This is a genomic window from Mycobacterium sp. 1482292.6, from assembly GCF_001672995.1.
Taxonomy (GTDB): Bacteria; Actinomycetota; Actinomycetes; order Mycobacteriales; family Mycobacteriaceae; genus Mycobacterium; species Mycobacterium europaeum_A.
The window spans coordinates 46747-65143 of sequence record NZ_LZKV01000011.1; the positions used below are offsets into that span (position 1 = coordinate 46747).

General features: G+C 63.6%; 14 protein-coding genes and 1 pseudogene. 8 read left to right on the plus strand and 7 right to left on the minus strand.

Annotated features, from left to right (window positions below):
* Positions 1–84: 84 nt before the first annotated feature.
* Together A5624_RS00430 and A5624_RS00435 are read right to left on the minus strand one after the other, a co-directional pair.
* On the minus strand, positions 85–1173 hold the full coding sequence (locus A5624_RS00430; protein ID WP_082990443.1) for a PPE family protein: 1089 nt from the start codon (positions 1171–1173) through the stop codon (positions 85–87).
* Complete coding sequence (locus A5624_RS00435) at positions 1166–2680, minus strand: MFS transporter (RefSeq protein WP_232002164.1); 1515 nt, start codon at positions 2678–2680, stop codon at positions 1166–1168. Before A5624_RS00435 ends, A5624_RS00430 begins: the two co-directional genes overlap by 8 nt.
* A gap of 197 nt (positions 2681–2877) precedes the next feature.
* Between A5624_RS00435 and A5624_RS00440 the strand changes: the two genes are divergently transcribed.
* Both A5624_RS00440 and A5624_RS00445 read left to right on the plus strand, forming a co-directional pair.
* Positions 2878–4113: a CaiB/BaiF CoA-transferase family protein gene (locus tag A5624_RS00440; RefSeq protein ID WP_066859788.1), complete on the plus strand. Its 1236-nt coding sequence runs from the start codon at positions 2878–2880 to the stop codon at positions 4111–4113.
* A complete protein-coding gene (locus A5624_RS00445; RefSeq protein WP_066859791.1) occupies positions 4110–5042 on the plus strand; it encodes a hydroxymethylglutaryl-CoA lyase in 933 nt (310 codons plus the stop codon). The genes A5624_RS00440 and A5624_RS00445 overlap by 4 nt, the downstream gene beginning before the upstream one ends.
* Positions 5043–5104: 62 nt before the next feature.
* Here the strand turns inward: A5624_RS00445 and A5624_RS28785 are convergent.
* Together A5624_RS28785 and A5624_RS00450 are read right to left on the minus strand one after the other, a co-directional pair.
* Positions 5105–5272 (minus strand): annotated as a pseudogene (locus A5624_RS28785) (hypothetical protein); the annotation flags it as partial.
* Between the two features lie 607 nt (positions 5273–5879).
* The gene (locus A5624_RS00450; RefSeq protein WP_066859793.1) at positions 5880–6575 is read right to left on the minus strand and encodes a FadR/GntR family transcriptional regulator; all 696 of its coding nucleotides are present in this window, start codon (positions 6573–6575) and stop codon (positions 5880–5882) included.
* A gap of 196 nt (positions 6576–6771) precedes the next feature.
* Here A5624_RS00450 and A5624_RS00455 point away from each other — a divergent pair, with 196 nt between their 5' ends.
* The 3 genes from A5624_RS00455 to A5624_RS00465 all read left to right on the plus strand — a co-directional run bounded on the left by A5624_RS00455 (position 6772) and on the right by A5624_RS00465 (position 10919).
* A complete protein-coding gene (locus A5624_RS00455) occupies positions 6772–8100 on the plus strand; it encodes an MFS transporter (RefSeq protein ID WP_082990444.1) in 1329 nt (442 codons plus the stop codon).
* A 126-nt stretch (positions 8101–8226) separates the two neighbouring features.
* A complete protein-coding gene (locus tag A5624_RS00460; protein ID WP_066859795.1) occupies positions 8227–9414 on the plus strand; it encodes a CaiB/BaiF CoA-transferase family protein in 1188 nt (395 codons plus the stop codon).
* Positions 9411–10919 (plus strand): carboxyl transferase domain-containing protein, encoded by a 1509-nt coding sequence (locus tag A5624_RS00465; RefSeq protein ID WP_066859797.1) that lies wholly within the window; start codon positions 9411–9413, stop codon positions 10917–10919. The genes A5624_RS00460 and A5624_RS00465 overlap by 4 nt, the downstream gene beginning before the upstream one ends.
* Positions 10920–12530: 1611 nt before the next feature.
* On the opposite strand, the gene A5624_RS00475 is transcribed toward A5624_RS00465, so the two are convergent.
* Together A5624_RS00475 and A5624_RS00480 are read right to left on the minus strand one after the other, a co-directional pair.
* A complete protein-coding gene (locus A5624_RS00475; protein ID WP_066859803.1) occupies positions 12531–12926 on the minus strand; it encodes a type II toxin-antitoxin system VapC family toxin in 396 nt (131 codons plus the stop codon).
* Between the two features lie 3 nt (positions 12927–12929).
* On the minus strand, positions 12930–13196 hold the full coding sequence (locus A5624_RS00480) for a type II toxin-antitoxin system Phd/YefM family antitoxin (protein ID WP_066859804.1): 267 nt from the start codon (positions 13194–13196) through the stop codon (positions 12930–12932).
* A 375-nt stretch (positions 13197–13571) separates the two neighbouring features.
* Between A5624_RS00480 and A5624_RS00485 the strand changes: the two genes are divergently transcribed.
* The 3 genes from A5624_RS00485 to A5624_RS00495 all read left to right on the plus strand — a co-directional run bounded on the left by A5624_RS00485 (position 13572) and on the right by A5624_RS00495 (position 15972).
* Positions 13572–13841, plus strand: coding sequence for a DUF1778 domain-containing protein (locus A5624_RS00485; protein ID WP_066859807.1), 270 nt, complete (start codon positions 13572–13574; stop codon positions 13839–13841).
* A 2-nt stretch (positions 13842–13843) separates the two neighbouring features.
* Positions 13844–14356 (plus strand): GNAT family N-acetyltransferase, encoded by a 513-nt coding sequence (locus A5624_RS00490; protein ID WP_066859810.1) that lies wholly within the window; start codon positions 13844–13846, stop codon positions 14354–14356.
* A 533-nt stretch (positions 14357–14889) separates the two neighbouring features.
* A complete protein-coding gene (locus A5624_RS00495) occupies positions 14890–15972 on the plus strand; it encodes a tyrosine-type recombinase/integrase (RefSeq protein ID WP_066859813.1) in 1083 nt (360 codons plus the stop codon).
* Between the two features lie 288 nt (positions 15973–16260).
* Here A5624_RS00495 and A5624_RS00500 read toward each other — a convergent pair whose 3' ends face one another.
* A complete protein-coding gene (locus A5624_RS00500; protein ID WP_066859816.1) occupies positions 16261–17940 on the minus strand; it encodes an acyl-CoA dehydrogenase family protein in 1680 nt (559 codons plus the stop codon).
* Between the last annotated feature and the right edge of the window lie 457 nt (positions 17941–18397).

Genomic DNA, 18397 nt, shown 5'->3' on the forward strand with positions numbered 1-18397 from the left:
TCTGGCATCGACAACGGTCGGATCCCGCTCCGGACGATCACCACCGAAGACTTTGATGTTCTTATCGTGTTCAGGGCCATGGCCTTATCCTGCCGATGGTGGACGAGCAGTGAAGCGGGGGCGAAATCCGTATTCGCGGGGCGGCAAGCCGCCGCGGTCACGTCTGCCGCGAGCCGGCGCTATTTGGCGGAGCAGTGACTGCGGTCCGTTCGACGAGCCGCTGACATCCTCTATGCCGATGGCCTGGACGAGAGAGTCTTCTGCTGCTTTGGGAACTGTCGCCGCCCACCTCGTCGGAACCGACAGCGAACCGATCTTGTCTGACGTAGCCAGGTTTGCCGAGACCAGACCACCACCGAGCATTGCCGGCGCCGTGAGGGCGGGCGATGCGGATAAGCCAGCTGCGGCCCCGACGGCGAGATGCTCAGGCCACAGCGCACTCATCTGGGAGAAGATCAGACCTTGCAGATAGGTCATCGGCCAGAAGGTGACGTCCAGGACGCCGAACAGAAGCCCTTTTATCTGACTGGACAACGTATTGACCATGTCGTTGAACGATGACTGTGCCGCCGACGGTCCTCCAGTCCCCGCCGCCGTGGCCGCGGCCTGGGCGACCGCGGCCTGCTGTTGGGCCAGTCCGGCTTGCTCGGTGGTCTGGGTCGGCTCGGTGAAGGGGGCCAATTGCGAAGCCGTCGTCGCGGAACCGGCATAGGTGTACATGGCGGCGGCGTCTTGGGCCCACATTTCGGCGTATTGGGCCTCGGTCGCCGCGATCGCCGCGGTGTGCTGGCCGAAGAAGTTCGTCGCGACAAGCAACGCCAACAACGCGCGGTTCGCGGCGATCACGGTCGGCGGGACCGTCATCGCGAAAGCGGCCTCATAGGCCGCCGCGGCAGCGCTGGCCTGCGCGCCCGCCTCGTCAGCCAATGCGGCGGCACCACTTAACCACGCGACGAAGGGGGCGACACCGGCCATCATCAGCTGAGATGCCCTGCCCAGCCACTGCGAGGTGGTCAGCTCGGCAGCCACCGACGAGTAGCCGGACGCGCTCGAGGTCAATTCGGCCGCCAGGTCATGCCAGGCCGCGGCTGCGGCCACCATCGGTCCCGAGCCCGCGCCGGTATACATCCGGCTCGAATTGATCTCCGGCGGTAACGCCCCGAAGTCAATCATCGATTCTCCTCACCAGGTGTCGGTGATGGGCGCCGATTCCCGTCATCGAGTTGGCGCCCCGGTGATTCGTCGTCTTCGCGTGCGCCCTCACCGCGCCGTTACCCGTCGGGCCGATCGGCAATATGCGTACCGGGTTGATCTCATCGACGCTGCGTCGCGAGGTGCGCGGGCCCAGGGTGAGCACCGCGATGATGGCGATGGCCAAGGCGACCGCGACGACGGTGAACATCGCGGCAGCGCCGTAGCTGTCGAGAACCGGAATGAGAATGAATGGCGATGCGCCGCTGGACAACCGGGACAATGAATAGGTCCAACCGACCGCGGTGGCGCGCACCGCCGTCGGGAAAATCTCCGCCTGGTACACGTGGTAGACGTTGGAGAAGACATTGCTGGTCGCGGTGGTCAAGAACCCGAACAGGATGATCAGCAGCACCGACGATTGGGTCGCGAACATCAGACCGAACGCGGCGACCGCCACGATGGAGCCGACCAGCAGGAATTTGCGCTCGAACCTCGCCATGAGCGGGATAGCCATCACCGATCCGACCGGATACCCAATGAACGACAGCGCGCTGAACAGCATCGAGGAGGTGATGGGGTAGCCGCGATGCACCAGCACCAGCGCCGACAGGGTGCCGAACCCGTAGTATCCGAAGGTCTGGAACAGGTGGAACAGCGCCAGCATCACCAGTCGACGGATGTACGGGGCATGCCGCAAGAGCGTCGTCGCGGACGGACGAGGGCCGGGCCGTGCCACGATACCGCGTGGGCTATCCGAAGTGCTCTGCACGCCAGTCATATTCGATCCAGCGGTGAACTTGGCCAACGCTCGCTGCGCCTCGTCGAAACGTCCCGCGTCGGCAAGCCAGCGGGGGGACTCGGGCAGCCACCGGTTCAGCGCGTAGACGATCGCGGCGCCCGTCGCGCCGATGGCCAGCAGCCAACGCCAGCCCGCGACACCGAGCGGCGAGTGTCCGGTCAGCCAAACCGACAAAAACCCGGCGAACGGCACGGCGAGGTAAGAGCACGTGTAAGCCGACGCGGCCAGTCGGCCGCGGCGTGCCTTGGGCAGCACATCGGCAAGATAGGAGTCGGCAACCGGATACACGGCACCGACGCCCACGCCGGCCAGGAACCGGGTGACCACCAGCACCGCCGGGGACGGCGCGAAAGCACCGGCCAGTGAGAACGCCGAAAACCAGCCCAGCCCAAGCAGAAACGCCTTGCGCCGTCCGATCCGGTCCGCCAGTCGCCCGAAAAACGCTGCACCGAGGAACATTCCGACGAAGGCCGAGGCCAGCACCAGCTTGAGCACCGTGCCGCGTACGCCGAAGTCGTGCCGCAGGGCGGTACTCATGGTGCTGGACAAGAAGATCTCGTACATCTCGAAGAACAGGCCCAGGCCCACAACGACGACGATCTTGCGGTGCACCGGGCCTACCGGCAGGCGGTCCAGGAGTTCGCCGACGGTGCTGCCGCTCATGGACATGACTGGTGGTTTGGTCATTCCCGACTTTCTCGTCGTCAAGTGCTCACCAACTCGCGCCCTACGAAGTGGTTCGCTGCTTGCAATGTGATTAGGGCTACATCGCCCGACTGTAGTGGATTGGGTCACCTTAGGAAAGACTTGTGGCGCCATCATGTAGGTTTTAATGCACGATGTGGTTAGTTTTAATGCACCAAGTGGTTAGAGAGGTGTGAAACATGGACAGATTCAATGGCGGACCACTGGACGGCGTGCGCGTCCTCGAGCTCGGCAACTACATCGCCGCACCGACCGCCGGACGGCTCCTGGCCGATTTCGGCGCGGAAGTGATCAAGATCGAACGACCCGAGACCGGAGACGAGCTGCGCACCTGGCGGCTCTACTCGGGCACGACCTCGATGTTGTTCCGGACCATCAACCGCAACAAAAAGTCTGTGGTGTTGGACCTCAAGACCGAGCACGGGCAAGCGGCGGTGCGCGAACTCGCCCGCTCCTGCGACATCGTCCTCGAAAACTTCCGGCCGGGGACCCTGGAGAAGTGGGGCATCGGCCCGGCCGAACTGAGTGCGCAGAACCGGGAACTGATCATCGTGCGCCTCTCGGCCTACGGCCAGACCGGACCACGAAGCCGGCAACCGGGATTCGCCGCGGTCGCCGAGGCGACGGCGGGGCTGCGCGCCCTCACCGGCGAACCGGATCGCCCGCCATCACGCGTCGGCGTATCCATCGGCGACTCGATCGCGGGTCTTTATGCCGCATTCGGCGCGTTGGTGGCGATGCAGCAACTCCGAAAAGACCGTATCGCCGGACGACCCACGGCCCTTGCCGACCGCACCGTGGACGTCGCGTTGACCGAAGCGATCTTTTCGATGATGGAATCGTTGGTCCCCGAATACGAGGCTTATCGCGTCACCCGCGCCCGGTGTGGCGGGCGCTTGGAAGGTGTAGCTCCGTCGAACGCCTACCTATGCCGCGACGGCCGATGGGTAGTCATCGCCGGCAACGGTGACGCCATCTTCCGGCGATTGATGAGGTTGATCGGCCGCCCCGACCTGGCCGACGCCGCGCGGCTGAGCAACAACGCGCAGCGCTGGGAGGCGCGCGACGAACTCGACGACGTGATCGGCCGGTGGACGGCGCAACTGCCCGCCGATCACGTGCTCGCCGCGCTGGACGCCTCCGACGTTCCCGCCGGTCCGATCAACACCGCGCCCGACATCGCCGCCGACGAACAGTTTCTGGCGCGCGGCATGATCCAGCGCATGCCCGTATCCACCGGCACCGAGATCCTGCCCGACGTCGCATTCCCGGGCATTGTGCCGCGCATCGGCGACGGCCCGCGTGAAATACAAAGCCTCGGACCGGATCTGGGCGAACACACCGAGGAGATCCTGGGCGTTTTGGACACCGATCTGCGCCTCGCCGGACTCGACACCCCGGAGGTGGCCAGATGAACCCCTCAGTCCAACTCCGTGACGTCACCCTGCGCGATGGCCTGCAACTCACCGGCAAGCCCCTCGACACGGAGCGAAAAGTCGAGTTGGCACGACTCCTCTTGGCCTCGGGCATCGACGCAATCGAGATCGGCGCGATGGCACGACCCGACTTGGTGCCACCCATGGCAAACACCCTCGACGTCATCGCGTCACTGACTCCCGGGGAGCTGCAACGGTGCTGGGTGTGGACGGCTACGCCGCGAGGCATCGCCCGCGCGATCGAGGCGGGCGCACGCAATTTCCAATACTGCGTGTCGGTCAGCGACGAACACAACCGTGCCAATGTCGGACGCACCACCGCTGACAGCATGGCTGCCCTTCCGGAGGCCGTCGACCTTGTCACGGCCGCCGGTGGCCAGCTACAGCTGACCCTGGCCACCGCGTTCACCTGCCCGTACAGCGGCGCCGTCGATCCGCAGCGCGTGCTCGACCTGGTCACCGACGAGCGCGCGGCGGCCGTCGCAAGTGTGGTGCTGTGTGACACGCTCGGCCAGGCCACGCCCGACGACGTGCAGCAGCTCGTCGAACTCGTTGGCGACGTTGCGCCGTATCACGGGATCGTCTTCCACGGGCACGACACGTGGGGCATGGGAGTCGCCAACACCCTGGCCGCTATCCGAGCAGGCGCCACCATGGTCGACGGAGCGCTCGGTGGTCTGGGGGGTTGTCCTTTCGCGCCGGGAGCAAGCGGCAACGCCTCCACCGAGGACCTGCTGTTTGCGCTGCAACCCCGATACCTAACTCCGGCGGTATTCGCCGACGTCGTGATCGCCGCAGGGCGGCTCCTGGCGCAGCTCGGCGAGCCGAACCGTTCGAAAGCCTCCCAGGGTGCGCGGTCGACCGCGAGCGCGTTCGAATGGTCAATCAGCCAGGAGCTTTCTGCCTGAGCTGGTTGGCCCGGACGATTCGCCAGCGCCGATCCTGGCGCTGCGCCAACCGGTCAATTCAAGCCGGCCAACTCGCCTCGAAGTGGCTCGCCGACGCGGCGCTGCTCACGCTCCAGGTCGCCAAAGGCGAATTCGATCACTGCTGCCAGGATTCGCGGCGCCAACTTATTCGAGGTCACGTTTGGCGGGGACGGCGGGTTGCTGGTAGACGGTTTGCTCGTCCTGAGCATCGGAAGTCGACCCGTCTGGTGTACCGCGCGGGCCCTGCGCCTGGGTGAGCGGCGTCGTTAATGCGTTGTGGCTCCGTCGATGTGGCTGCCGCAAGGGTTCGATCCGGATCCCCAAGCGATGGCATCTTATCCACCACAACAGTGCGCTCTTCATCGGCGTGCGATTTGGGGCGCGCTACGACGATGGTGCGCTCGGCGTCGTCAGGCGTTGCAGCAGAGCCGGATCGGGCGCCATCGTCACCTCCGGGTGCCAACGACCCTGCGGCGCTGGTGGTCTCGCCATCGTTCGGTTTTGGCGCCACCATACTCGCGAGCTCTCGTCGGTACCCAGCAGGCGCAGGTGTCTGGTGTGCCGAGTGGGCATCTGAGCTCTCCCTCACGTGCGAGTCGGATAGGTTCATGCAGTCGGCACGATCAATGACAAGATCGCCGGGAGCCCTGGCAAGCACAAGGGCTGTACGCCAGCGCTTCACGTATTTGTTCAGCCCGCCCATGGCAGTCAACACTAAAGCCAACCAGGCGCTGTCGGCCTTCGCGTCGCGGCTAGACTGCTGTACCTTTGCGCAACCGAAACGGCGAGCAGATTTGGCCTCGATACAGCCGCAGATCACTCGCAGCCGCGCAGCAGGGCGACGTCGGAAACCAACTGAATATGCTCGGCCATCGCCCGGGAGGCCTCTTGTGGATCCTGGCGACGCACGGCATCGGCGATCCGACGATGGCCCTCCAGCGAGACCCGCGGCCGGTTCTCCTGCGACAGCGACTCGATGCGGGTTTCCTTTATGAAGCCGGCGATTTCGCGCATCAGCTTGGCTAGAAGCGACGAGTGCGCCGCGGCGGTGATGGCCTCGTGGAACATTTCGTCGCCGACGACTCCCCTGTCGCCCGCATCGATCTCCGCCTGCATCCGCGCGACCGCCGCGTCGATCGCGGCCATGTCCGCCTCGCTACGCCGGGAGGCGGCCAGGGCAGCGAGCTTTACCTCGAGAGCCTCTCGGGCCTCGATCACGTCGGGAAGCCGGTCGGCGTGTTCTCGCAGCGCCTCGATGGCGCGCTCTTCGGTCGGGCGGCGGACAAGGATGGCGCCATCGCCGTGCCGGACCGACAGCACGCCCTGGACCTCGAGCGCCACCAACGCCTGGCTGAGCGAAGCCCTGCTGACGCCGAGTTTGGCAGCAAGATCCCGCTCGGCGGGCAAGCGGTCCCCGGGGGTCATGTCTTTGTCGGCCATGTACGCGCACAGCTGCTCCACGATGACTTCGTATAGCCGAGGACGCGTCACGGGGCGAAGTTGCTCAACCACTCACTCACCTACTCTCTCCACCAACCATAGCGCCCGCCTGTGCCGGTGTGGCTGTCGCCACATGGGGCATTTGACAGTGATGCGGCGCACTGGTTTACTGACTAGACCAATACGCCACTAGGTGCTGCGACCCCGCGGCGGTACCGGACAGGCCGGTTTTCATCACCGGAGCGCGACCCAGGAATCGAGATCCACCGTGACGCTCAGCCAAAATCGGTCCCACATCAATGACGCCGGCACCGCAGGCCACAACGTCAAGCCCGTCCGGTTGACCAAAGCCCAGCAGCGCGCCTTCTGGGGGTCGTTCGGCGGTTGGGCCATGGACGGCTTCAACTGGACCGTCTTCGGCCTTGTCCTCGCCCCCACGATGGCCACCCTGCTCCCGCGCGCGGGCATCGAGGCCACGCCCGCCAACGTCGGCTGGTACGGGCAAATCAGCGCCGCCATATTCCTGCTGGGCTGGGGATGTGCGGCTATTTGGGGACCGATTGCGGACCGCTTCGGACGAAAGCCGGCCATGACCACCTCCATCCTCATGTACGGAATCTTCACCGCCCTCGCCGGCACCGCGAGCAACGTATGGGAGTGGAATGGCTATCGATTCCTCACGGCCATTGGCGTCGGTGGTGAATGGGCCATGGCCGGGACGCTGTTGGCCGAGGTGTTGCCTGAGCGGGTGCGCGCTCGGTTCGGCGGTGCCATGCACTCGGCGGCGTACGTGGGTGTACTGGTGGTGTCGGCGCTATACCTGGTGGCCGGACCGCAACTCGGCTGGCGGGGCATGTTCCTCGTCGGCGGGATTCCCGCCCTAGCGGTTTTCATCATCCGCCGTACAACGCCCGAGCCGGAGCGCTGGCAACAGGCCGCCGACGACGCGCATCGGCGCTCGTTCTGGCAACCCGTCATCGAGATCCTCACCCCGCCTTACCGGGCGCGCACCCTGGGCAACCTGCTGCTGCTCGCGGTCTGCGTGATCGGACTGTGGGCCGGAGCCACCTACGTCCCCACGGCCATGACCACGCTGGCCCACCATGCCGGCTACGGGCAGGACGCCGCGGTACGCCTTGCCGGTATCTCCGCGATGACGGTTGCCGCATTCACGATCATCGGCTGCTTCATCGTCCCCCGCCTGGCCGACCGGTATGGGCGCCGCCGGACGTTGGCAGCGTTGTTCGGGCTGATGGTCATCGGCGCCGTGGGCACCTACGGGGTGGCCTACCCGCTCCAGTCGATCGCGCTCGCCTTCGTATTCCTGCCGATCCTGGGCTTGGGCGGTGCCAACTTCGCCGTCTTCACGATTTGGCTTCCCGAGCAATATCCCACGCGGATGCGGGCCACCGCGTTCGCCTTCGCGACCACGTTCTCCCGATGGTTCGCCGCGATCGGCACCTTCCTCATCGGTTACGGCATCCATGCCACCGGCTCGCTGACGATCCCCATCAGCCTCACCGCCGTTGTCTTCGTCCTCGGTATCGCCATGGTGCGGCTGGCGCCCGAGACCCGCAGGCACGCCCTGCCCGACTGAGCGGGCTCGGTCCCACTTCCTCTTGCAAAACGCTTGACACCACAGGTCAGGTTTGGTTCGATAATTGGATAGTCCACTAGGTCACTAGGCCAAGGCGGTGTCATGGCATCCACAATCCCAACCTCTATGCGATCCGAACCGCCCGGACCACTTGCGGGCCTGCTCGTCGTCGATCTCACCCGCGCCCTGGCGGGACCGCACGCGGCGATGATGCTGGGCGACCTCGGCGCCGACGTGATCAAGGTGGAGAACCCGATGGGTGGTGACGACACCCGCGGTTGGGGGCCACCGTTCGTGGAACCGGCCACCGGTGACCGGGAGTCCACCTACTTTCTCTGCGCGAACCGCAACAAACGGTCGGTGACCCTCGATCTCAAAGACGCCGCCGGCAAGGCCGCACTGCGCGCCTTGCTTCGCCGAGCCGACGTGCTGATCGAGAACTTTCGTACCGGCGTCCTTGATCGGCTTGGCTTTTCGCTACAACACCTCGCCGAAATCAATCCGCGGCTGGTCGTGTTGTCCATCACCGGTTTCGGCCATGACGGACCCGAGGCGGCACGGCCCGGCTATGACCAGATCGCCCAGGGCGAGGCGGGGTTGATGTCGGTGACGGGCTCGGGACCCGATGACCTTCAGCGGGTCGGCGTGCCCATCGCTGACCTGCTGGCGGGCATGTACGGCGCCTTCGGAATCCTCGCCGCGCTGCTGGAGCGCGAACGCACCGGGCGCGGCCAGGTGGTGCGCTCGTCGCTGCTCGCCGCCGTGGTGGGAGTGCACGCGTTTCAGGGCACCAAGTGGACCGTCGGCGGCGAGGTCGGTCAGCCCACCGGCAACCATCATCCGTCGATCTGCCCGTACGGAGCCTTTGAGACCGCCGACGGCGCCGTGCAGATCGCGGTCGGCAGCGAGGGACTGTGGCGAAGGTTCTGCACGGGATTCGGCTTCGATCCCGCGGCGCCGGGAATGGCGTCGAACCCGCAGCGGGTGGCCAACAGCAAGCGGGTGAACGAGATGGTCCAGGCATCGTTCGCGCTCTACCCGACCGGCGAACTGCTGGCCAAGCTGGAGGCAGTTGGGGTGCCCGCCGGTCGGATTCGAAGTATCCGAGAGGTTTATGAGTGGGCGCAAACCCGCTCCCAGGGGCTGCTCATCGAGGTCGAGCACGCCACGTTGGGAGTCATTGCCCTACCGGGCCCGCCGTTGCGGTTCTTCGACACCGACGGATCCGAACGGACCCGCCGGCAACACACCGCTCCGCCGGTGCTGGGTGCCGACAATGGCCTGATCGCGACGATGTCGGGCGAGCAACGATGAGCCGGCTGGGTGCGCACGACGTCGTCGCGCTGGTCACCGATCCGGGATCGTGGCAATCCTGGGACCAGCCGCCCATCGAGGTGGCGGCCGACCCCGAGTACGCCGCAGATTTAGCGCGTGCGCGGGCCAAGACGGGGCTCGATGAGGCCGTAATCACCGGCGTCGCAACAATCCTCGGTCGCCGTTGTGCAATGTTGTTGTGCGACTTCGGTTTTCTCGGCGGCTCGATCGGAGTAGCGGCCAGCGATCGCCTCACGACCGCGATTCGGCGGGCCACCGCGGAGCGGCTGCCGTTGCTGGCGTTCCCGACATCCGGCGGTACCCGGATGCAGGAAGGAACCACCGCGTTCGTGCAGATGGTCAAGATCACCTCCGCCGTCGTCGCCCACAAATCCGCGCACCTGCCGTACCTGGTCTACCTACGCGACCCCACCACCGGAGGGGTGTTCGCGTCATGGGCGTCACTGGGGCACGTCACCTTCGCCGAACCCGGCGCCCTGATCGGCTTTCTCGGCCCGCGTGTCTACGAAACGCTCTACGGCCACCCGTTTCCCGCCGGCGTCCAAACCGCCGAAAACCTTTACCATTGCGGGCTGGTGGACGCGGTTGCGCCACTGGAAGAACTCGCCGGGATGGTGAATGGAGCGCTGGCTATCATCGCACGCGGCCGCCGTACCACCACCTCGCCGGTAGCAGTGCATGCAGAGCCGGCCGACATCCCGGCGTGGCAGTCGGTGACGGCTTCCCGCCGCCCCGAGCGACCGGGCGTTCGCGAGCTCCTCGACCATGCCGTCACTGGCGTGCTGACACTCAACGGCACCGGACAGGGCGAGAACGATCCTGGACTGCTGCTGGCGCTGACCCGTTTCGGAGACATGCCCTGCGTGCTCCTCGGGCAGGATCGCTACGCCCAGACCCCCGGCGCCCCGCTCGGCCCGGGAGCGTTGCGGCAGGCCCGTCGCGGTATGCGCCTTGCCACGGACCTAAACCTGCCATTGGTCACGGTGATCGACACCGCCGGCGCAGCGCTGTCGAGGGAAGCCGAGGAAGGCGGGCTGGCCGGTGAAATCGCTAGGTGCATCGCCCAGCTGGTCTCACTTGAAGTGCCCACTGTCTCAATACTTCTCGGCCAAGGCACCGGGGGCGGAGCGCTTGCGCTGGTCCCCGCCGATCGCATCCTCGCCGCTCAGCACGGGTGGCTCTCACCGCTTCCGCCGGAGGGGGCGAGCGCGATCTTGTGCCGCGACATCGACCACGCACCCACCATGGCGGCCAAACAAGGCGTCCGGTCCACCGACCTGTTGGCACACGGGATCGTCGACTACGTCATCGCCGAATACCCCGACGCCGCGACCGAGCCGCGGCCCTTTTGCCAGCGCGTCGGCGCCGCCATCCGGAACGAACTCACGGCACTCGCAGACACCGACCCCGCGCGACGACTCGCCGAACGCAGGCTGCGATTCGACAGGATCGGACGTCTTCCCGCCCTCGCGCCAGCCGGCTAGCGGTCATTCGCACGGTGGCCCGGGGCGGCCAGCACAGTTCGCCCACGCGACGATTAACCTAACCCAGTGAATCTTGATGGCAATGCCGCTCCATTCGCGAAGTGTGCGGCGCCTCCCTGCTCGCCGTGCGGTCACGGTGGTCTGACAGCGCGGAGAACTGCTGCAGGTCAACAAGATCGGCTACCGCGACGTAGATGCGGGTCTGCCGATGCAGCGCGGTTTAAGAGGTACTGAAGACCCTGGGAGCAACGATCGCGTCCCCGCCTGAATAGCCAGATCCAGAAGACGAACATAATGCGCTCCCCGGTACGTGGGAGATAGCGCGTTGGCTTACGGCCAGACTTGGACCAGTCAAAGTCGGCCGAGGTCCTAGTGACCCAGCACCAACCCAGTGGGACCTTCCGCGAAAGCTTCGGTTCTGGCCGTGAATTCGCGCATTTGCAGCGACCAGTAGTGGGAGTGCTGCGGTGCTAAGTCCGCTGAATCGCCGAAGGTTTTCAAGGTGGGCAGTGTCCACAACAGACGGTCTTTGAAAAGCCGGCCGGTTTGCTCATTCGGGACGAATTCAACGGTGCCCAGCACGGCTGGTCGTAACCGTATAACTGCGTCTCGTTGTGCTTGGTCGTAGCGGGCACGCACCAATTCGCCAGACTCAAACCCACTAATTCCCGCTTGTTGACGACCTGGTCGATGTGCTGGTCTAGGAACGCAAGAAGGAACGGCATCCCGGTGGCTATGACGATGGTGTCCATCATCTTCTGGCATCGCACTTGACTCATCGGCGTCATCCGGTGGATGAGTGCAGTCGTTGTAGACCGGCGTCACATGGAATCCGTCCACGACAGCAGATCATTCGTCACTGTGACGAATGATCTGCTGTCGTGGTGGTCTGGTTCGGGCGGGACAGTCTAAGTTGGTCGACCAAATGCCGCCTGAGAACCGGCCGGTTATCGGCTCGGGCACGCGGTCAGATGACGGAGTAGCCGAGCCGTTCTGCGCTGCCGGCGTGCCGCGAGATCAAGGCGGAATACGGGTGGCCAGCGAATCGGCTGTTATAGCGAAAGCCGTCGAGATCGGGGTGCGCAGCCCTCTTCTTGCCCACAAACTAGGCGTATGTTAGCCAAGCGGTCAGTGTCGGCGCGGCGTCAGCGAGCAAATCGGCAAGCCGGGCAAGCCCGACTGGCGTTGGCGGGGGGCCGGCGATTATTTGGACAGGCTGTGCCATATCACGGACGGACCGGCTTGTGCTGAATACGTCACTGTGACGAAATATGGTCGGCACCATATGGTTTCGATGAGGGCCATCCCAGCGTATTAGCCGCAACGATGACGTGTGGTGCAACGCGGGGCGCGACAGCCTTGCATGCATCGGCGGCGAGTTGTTTCGCGGCGAATCTCTAGAGCCGACTAGCTCTCGTGTTGAGCGGCCGTCATGTTGCGCTGACCATACCAGCGGTGCCCACACGCCGATGCTTCACCATGTCGGTGTTCAGCACCATCCAGCTGCTCCCGCCACCGCTTCTCGCCTATTCCATGGATAATCATCATTATCCATGAAATAGGTCCGCTATGGGGGAAGGCGCCACGTCACCGTGTGAGGCTGCTAAAGCTCTAGCGTGGAGACGCTGTCGAGATCCCGAGGTCGGCTGCGGCTGCGAGCATTCGGGCGTCATAGGCGATAACCGCGCGCAATGAATCGCCGGCTCGCTGTGCCGCGGCGAGGTGTATCGCGTCGAGGCCGCGCAAGCGCAACGGCAGCAATGTACCCGCGTCGTCGAGCAGCTGGCGTGTCAGCGTTACGGTGTCCAGCCGGCTAAGTAGGTCTCGAGCGTCAGCGATAGCCTGGGCCCCGTTTGGTGCCACAGCGCGGATCAGCTCAGTGCGCCCCAAGGCCGCGGTGAATAAGCTGTCGTCAGCGTGTGTGCGCAGGAAGTTCTTTAGCGCCTGCGATTCATCCTCAGCGACAACAAGTTTGACTAACGCAGAGGTGTCGAGATAGATCCGCACGGGCTAGCGCTCGTCGCGCCGAAGTCGCTCGAGAGTTTCAGAGGCGCTATGCGGGTATGCCGCAGGTCTGAGGTCATCAGTGTTCATCGGACGAAACGCCTTGACGACTTCGCCGGCGTTGATGAGGTCCTCCCAGGGATCGCTGCTGATTGGCACCAATCTCGCGACGGGATGACCGCGGTCAGTGATCTCGATCGATTCCCCGGAGGCTACTTCTTCGAGATACTTGCTCGCGTGTTGCCGCAGCTCCCGCACCCCTATCGTCTTCACGTGCTACATTGTAGCACAATCGTCCGCGGGCGCACGACTCGAGGCGGTTCGCCAATTCCTAACAGGGAATCACCGTTGACGGTGTTACATGGTGATTTAGACTGGGCGCCCCCGTGGGCGCTGTGGGCAGGGTACCTGACCTGCGGAATTGGTGACCACCTGCAAAAGTTGAGTCATTTGACTCAGTTCGAAAAGTGGAAGTTGCTTCACCCGATGTGCGGGGTAGGCTCGCGCTTTTTGTACGGCGATGCTTGCGCGCCTACCCCGCACATCGGTGAGCGAGCTGGACACGCCGCGGGTTCAGTGATTTGTGCTTGCTCTAGCGGTGTACGTACATTCGCCGTACACTGGGCTGCGAAGAAGGGAGGTGCCATCGTGGCAGTCAAGACGAAGCGCATTGAGCTTCGCGCAGAGCAAGCGGCCGTTGACCGCATACAACGAGCTGCCAACGTTGTGCATGAGCAGACCTCGGAGTTTGTGCGAAAAGCTGCGCTGCAGCGCGCTGAGGACATTCTGCGCCAAGAGCTGATAACGGTGATGGAGCCCGCACAGTTCGACAAGCTGATGTCGTCGCTGGACATTGCCGACGACGCACCGCGACTGGCGGCAGCCGCCCGTAAGCCCGCGGTGTTCAAGAGGCGCTAGCCATGTTCGAATCCGCGCGGCTAGACGACGACCACACCCTGGACGGGTTTGACTGCGGCAAGGAGTCGTTGAACACCTGGCTGTTCGAACAGGGGCGCCGCGCGGGTAGCAGTGGAGTAGCAAATGTCTACGTATGGACCCCGCTTGGGGAACCGAAGGTCTGCGCCTATTTCGCCATCTGCCCCACCGAGGTCGTACGCAGCGACGACGGCGTAACGGGGTCCATGGCCGGAGGGTATTCCCGTATCCCCGGATACTTGATTGCTCGTCTGGCCATGGATGAAGTGTTGCATGGGCAGGGGTACGGCGAGCAACTGCTCCTGGATGCGTTAGGGAAAGCCGTTGCCGCATCCGAAATCGGTGGCGGTCGTCTGATCGTGGTGGATGCGATAGATGACGAGGCGCAGGCGTTCTATCAGCATTACCACTTCGTCCCTGTAAGGCACCGCGAGCGCCGTCTGGTGATGAAGGTGTCTACCGCCGCGAAGGCGCTCGGGGAACGCTGGCGGGGCTGACCCCTCGGATCCATCTGCTGACCGCAGATTTTCCCCGAGCTACGAAAAACTAGATTTGGTCTAGGCACTAGGCCGTGGTGCTGGCGTTGACCGTCGCGGTTTCGGCGACGGCCCAGTTGGTGACCGTGATGCCGCGGACCTGGAGGACCAGGCCACGAAATACCTGGTCAGGGTGGGTGAAATTTTACCACCCGCTCCGGGAGGCCAACAGACCGGTGGGGATGATTGGGGCACTTGACGTTTCGGGTCGTCGTCCTTCCGGTTAGGGACGTCTGCCGCTTACAGCAAAGTGGTGCATATGTGGTGCAACCCCTTGTTAGGTGGGCTAGTCACACGCGTTGAACTGCTGTGGAGCTGGTACGCAATACTGGGATTGAATCACTTATCGCCTGTTGGCGGCGCGGTCATGGATACCCGCTGATATCGGTGAGCGTGACCGCCACACACACTCCCTGGCCACTGCTCTAGTGACACAGTGCTGCGTTGAATCGTGGATAACTGCTGTATCCATGAAGTGATGCCATGCTGACAAGGTGCCTGGAGCCGAGCCGCAGCCGAAAGCATCCTCCGCTGCCTACCCGGGATGGTTCACCGACTTCCTGGCTGATAGCGCCATCCGGAAGCCGTCACCGCACACCGCGAAGGCCTATCGTCAAGATTTCGAAGCGATCGCCAGGCTCGTGGCCGGCGCCGCCGAAAATGTGGTGCAGCTCGAAGTGAGCGAGATAAACAAATCATCGCTCCGTGCGGCATTCGCCGCCTACGCCGAAACCCATGCTCCGGCCTCTATCCGGCGCTGCTGGTCGACGTGGAATACTCTGTGTACTTACCTCTTCACGGCGGAACTCCTCGACGCCAATCCCATGCCGTTCATCGGACGCCCAAAGGTGCCCAAGTCTCTCCCGAAGAGCTACCGTGCCGAAACTGTCATCGATCTGGTCGCTGCGATCGATGCCGATCATGGATCGGGGCGCCGCAACGACTGGCCCGAACGCGACCGTGCCATTCTCTTCACTTGCCTGTTGGCCGGGCTACGGGCTGAGGAACTCGTCAGTGCAGATGTCGGCGACATCCGTCGTAGCGAGGACGGCGGCGGTGTCCTGCATGTCCACGGCAAGGGCAATAAGGATCGCCGAATACCTGTTAGCAGAGAGCTTCTCGACGTTTTTGAGCAATATTTGAGTAGCCGCGCCTCGCGCTTCCCACAGCAACGCAAACGTTCACCTAGCACGGATGTGTTCACCAGTTTCTCGGGAAAGGCTCCGCTCTTTCTCGGTGCCAATGGTGAGCGGATCACACGCGGCACGCTGCAATACCGGATCCTGCGTGCCTTCAAGAAGGCCGGAGCCGACAGCGAGCGGTCGTCCGGTGCCCTGGTGCACGGGCTGCGGCACACGTTCGCCACCGAACTCGCCAATGCGAATGTGAGTGTTTACGCGTTGATGAAACTACTCGGCCACGAATCGATGATCACCTCACAGCGCTACGTCGATGGCGCTGGTGCCGACACCCGCTCCGCCGCTGAGCTCAACCCCCTCTACGGCCTGATATCCGCTGGAAGATACGAGTCCGAGATGTCTAATAGCAACGCAACCAAAGACTTTCGCGCCAGATAATCTACGTTATGTCGGGTAAACTACCGCATAGTACCTATCGTATTGTGTAGAAACACATTTCAGTTTCAGCGGGTCACTCCAGCCATCCCATAACCCCAAGCGCTCCCCTGCATGTTCAGCGCCTCAGCAACTAAACCGGCTCGAGCCTGACAGCCGCTTCGGCCGGGTGGAGGGGAATATGCGGAAATCGAATATGCGGCTTTGCCGGTAAACGTCACCGCATTCTCTATTGCGTTGTGCGACATCATATCTCGCGTTGTTAGCAATCGGTATGTGCCTGCACACCCTTCAGCCCTCGGCCGCCCCGACCATAGGCATGGCGCGCTGCAGAATGGTGGGCAGGTCCAGCCCTGCAGGTAGGGTCCCGAATACACCGCCCCAGGAACGTCTTAAGCGTGTCGCAAGGAAAGCCTCCGTGACGGCAGAGTTACCGTGGCTCACAAGTAATGCCGCCTGCAGTCCCAAGCAGATGCTCTGGGCCAGACTTCGGGACATGTACTCCGGCGCGTCGCAATCGAGAAGCTGTCCACGCAACATTTTCACGTGGTCGTCGAGTCTCGGATCCGCGCCGGACGCCGCGGCCAGGTCCTCCAAAAGCACGTCGACGCAATCGGGATCGGCCAGCGCACGAAGCGTCGTGTCCAGTGCGTTGATGTTGGCGGATCCCTCCCACATGCTGGCCAGCGGCGCCTCGCGCAACAACCGGGGCATGCCTGAGTCTTCAACGTAGCCATTCCCACCGAGGCATTCCATTGCCTCACCAACGTATTGAGTAGTGCGCTTGCACAGCCAGTACTTGGTGGCCGGGGCCCCGATGCGCTTGAATAGGCTCTCACGCGAATCGCCTCGAATAGCGTTGTCAGCCGCACCGGCTAACCGCATGGTCACCATGGTGGCGGCCTCAGCTTCCACCGCCAGGTCAGCGAGCACGTTGCGCATGAGTGGCTGTTCGATCAGGGCCGCGCCGAAAGCCTGTCGATATAGCCCATGATGGATGGCGTGGGCTAGGGCGACCCGCATGAGGGTGGCACTTCCAGTCGCGACATCCAACCGACCCATGCTGACCATATCCATGATCGCGGAAGTCCCACGGCCCTGCTCGCCAACCAACCACGCAGTGGCGCCGTCGTATTCGACTTCGCTGGAAGCGTTTGCATGATTACCGAGCTTGTTTTTGAGCCGCTGTAGACGCATCCTGTTGCGGCTGCCGTCCGGCAATACTCGGGGCACCAGGAAACAGCTGATGCCGCCCGGCGCCTGGGCCCCGACTAAAAAGACGTCCGACATCGGCGCCGAGGTGAACCACTTGTGGCCGGTGATAGAAAAGCTGCCATCGCTGTTCGGGATAGCCTTGGTAGTAAGGGCACGTAGATCGGAACCGCCCTGCTTCTCGGTCATCGACATCCCCGCGGTGATGCCAGTTTTTGCAGACGGTGTGCTCAGGCCGGGAACATAGGTGTGGCTGGTCAGCGAGGGCTCATACACCGCAGCTAGGTCAGGACTGTGCCGCAAGGCGGGAATCGCCGCGTATGTCATCCAGATTGGACACAAGATCGCTTGATCGGCCCAAACCGACACCTTGGCCGCCCGCACGACATGAGCGCCGGGCCGGCGGTCGCGCCACGGTGCAGCGTGCAGACCGTTACCAATCGCCAGTGCCATCAGCCGGTGGTAACTCGGGTCGTATTCGACTTCGTCGATACGGTGACCGTACCGATCGTGTGTACGCAAGACTGGCCGGTTGCGGTCGGCCAGCTCGCTCCAGTACTGAACCTCAGGGCTAGCACAGACGGCGCCGAATGCGGTCACCTCGTCGACACCCCATCCGCCGCCCTCGCGAATTAACGCGTCCCGAAGCGCTGGGTACAGGGCCAGATTGGGGGACCCTAGTGGCGGCGGCTGATTGCTAACACGGTGAGTACCGTAAGTTGACTGTTTAGCATCTGACGGGACGGCCTTACTCTCCATGTCTTCCTCCAGTGCGGGATAGGCTTTGATACGGCGAACGCAAGACATCGTCGCGTTTCACTCAGATCTGGTCGCCTGTGAGCAGTCATGCACAAATCGCTGCGGATTCCGCGGTTCGTTAGCGGTCGCAAGCGCAGATTGGATGTGACCCAGTCCGAGTCCTGTTGGGGCTCAACATGCTTGGGCGAGCCGCATCGCAGCGGCGACGCCTACCACAGGAGTGGTCAAGCGACCAGAATTCCAACGCTTCGAGCACTGAAGGGCGTCGATGCTCCACCACGCCCACGCGTCTGCTCGCAACGGGTCGTGCATCTGCAATATCGGTACGGCGCTGCCGAGTTTCATAACGCTCGACCCAAAATGAGCTACGGCTAACATGGCGTGAATTACCGCTAGATGCAGCTAGATTCATCTGATCTCCGACCATGTTTCCATCAACGGATGGTCTGCTTCGTTC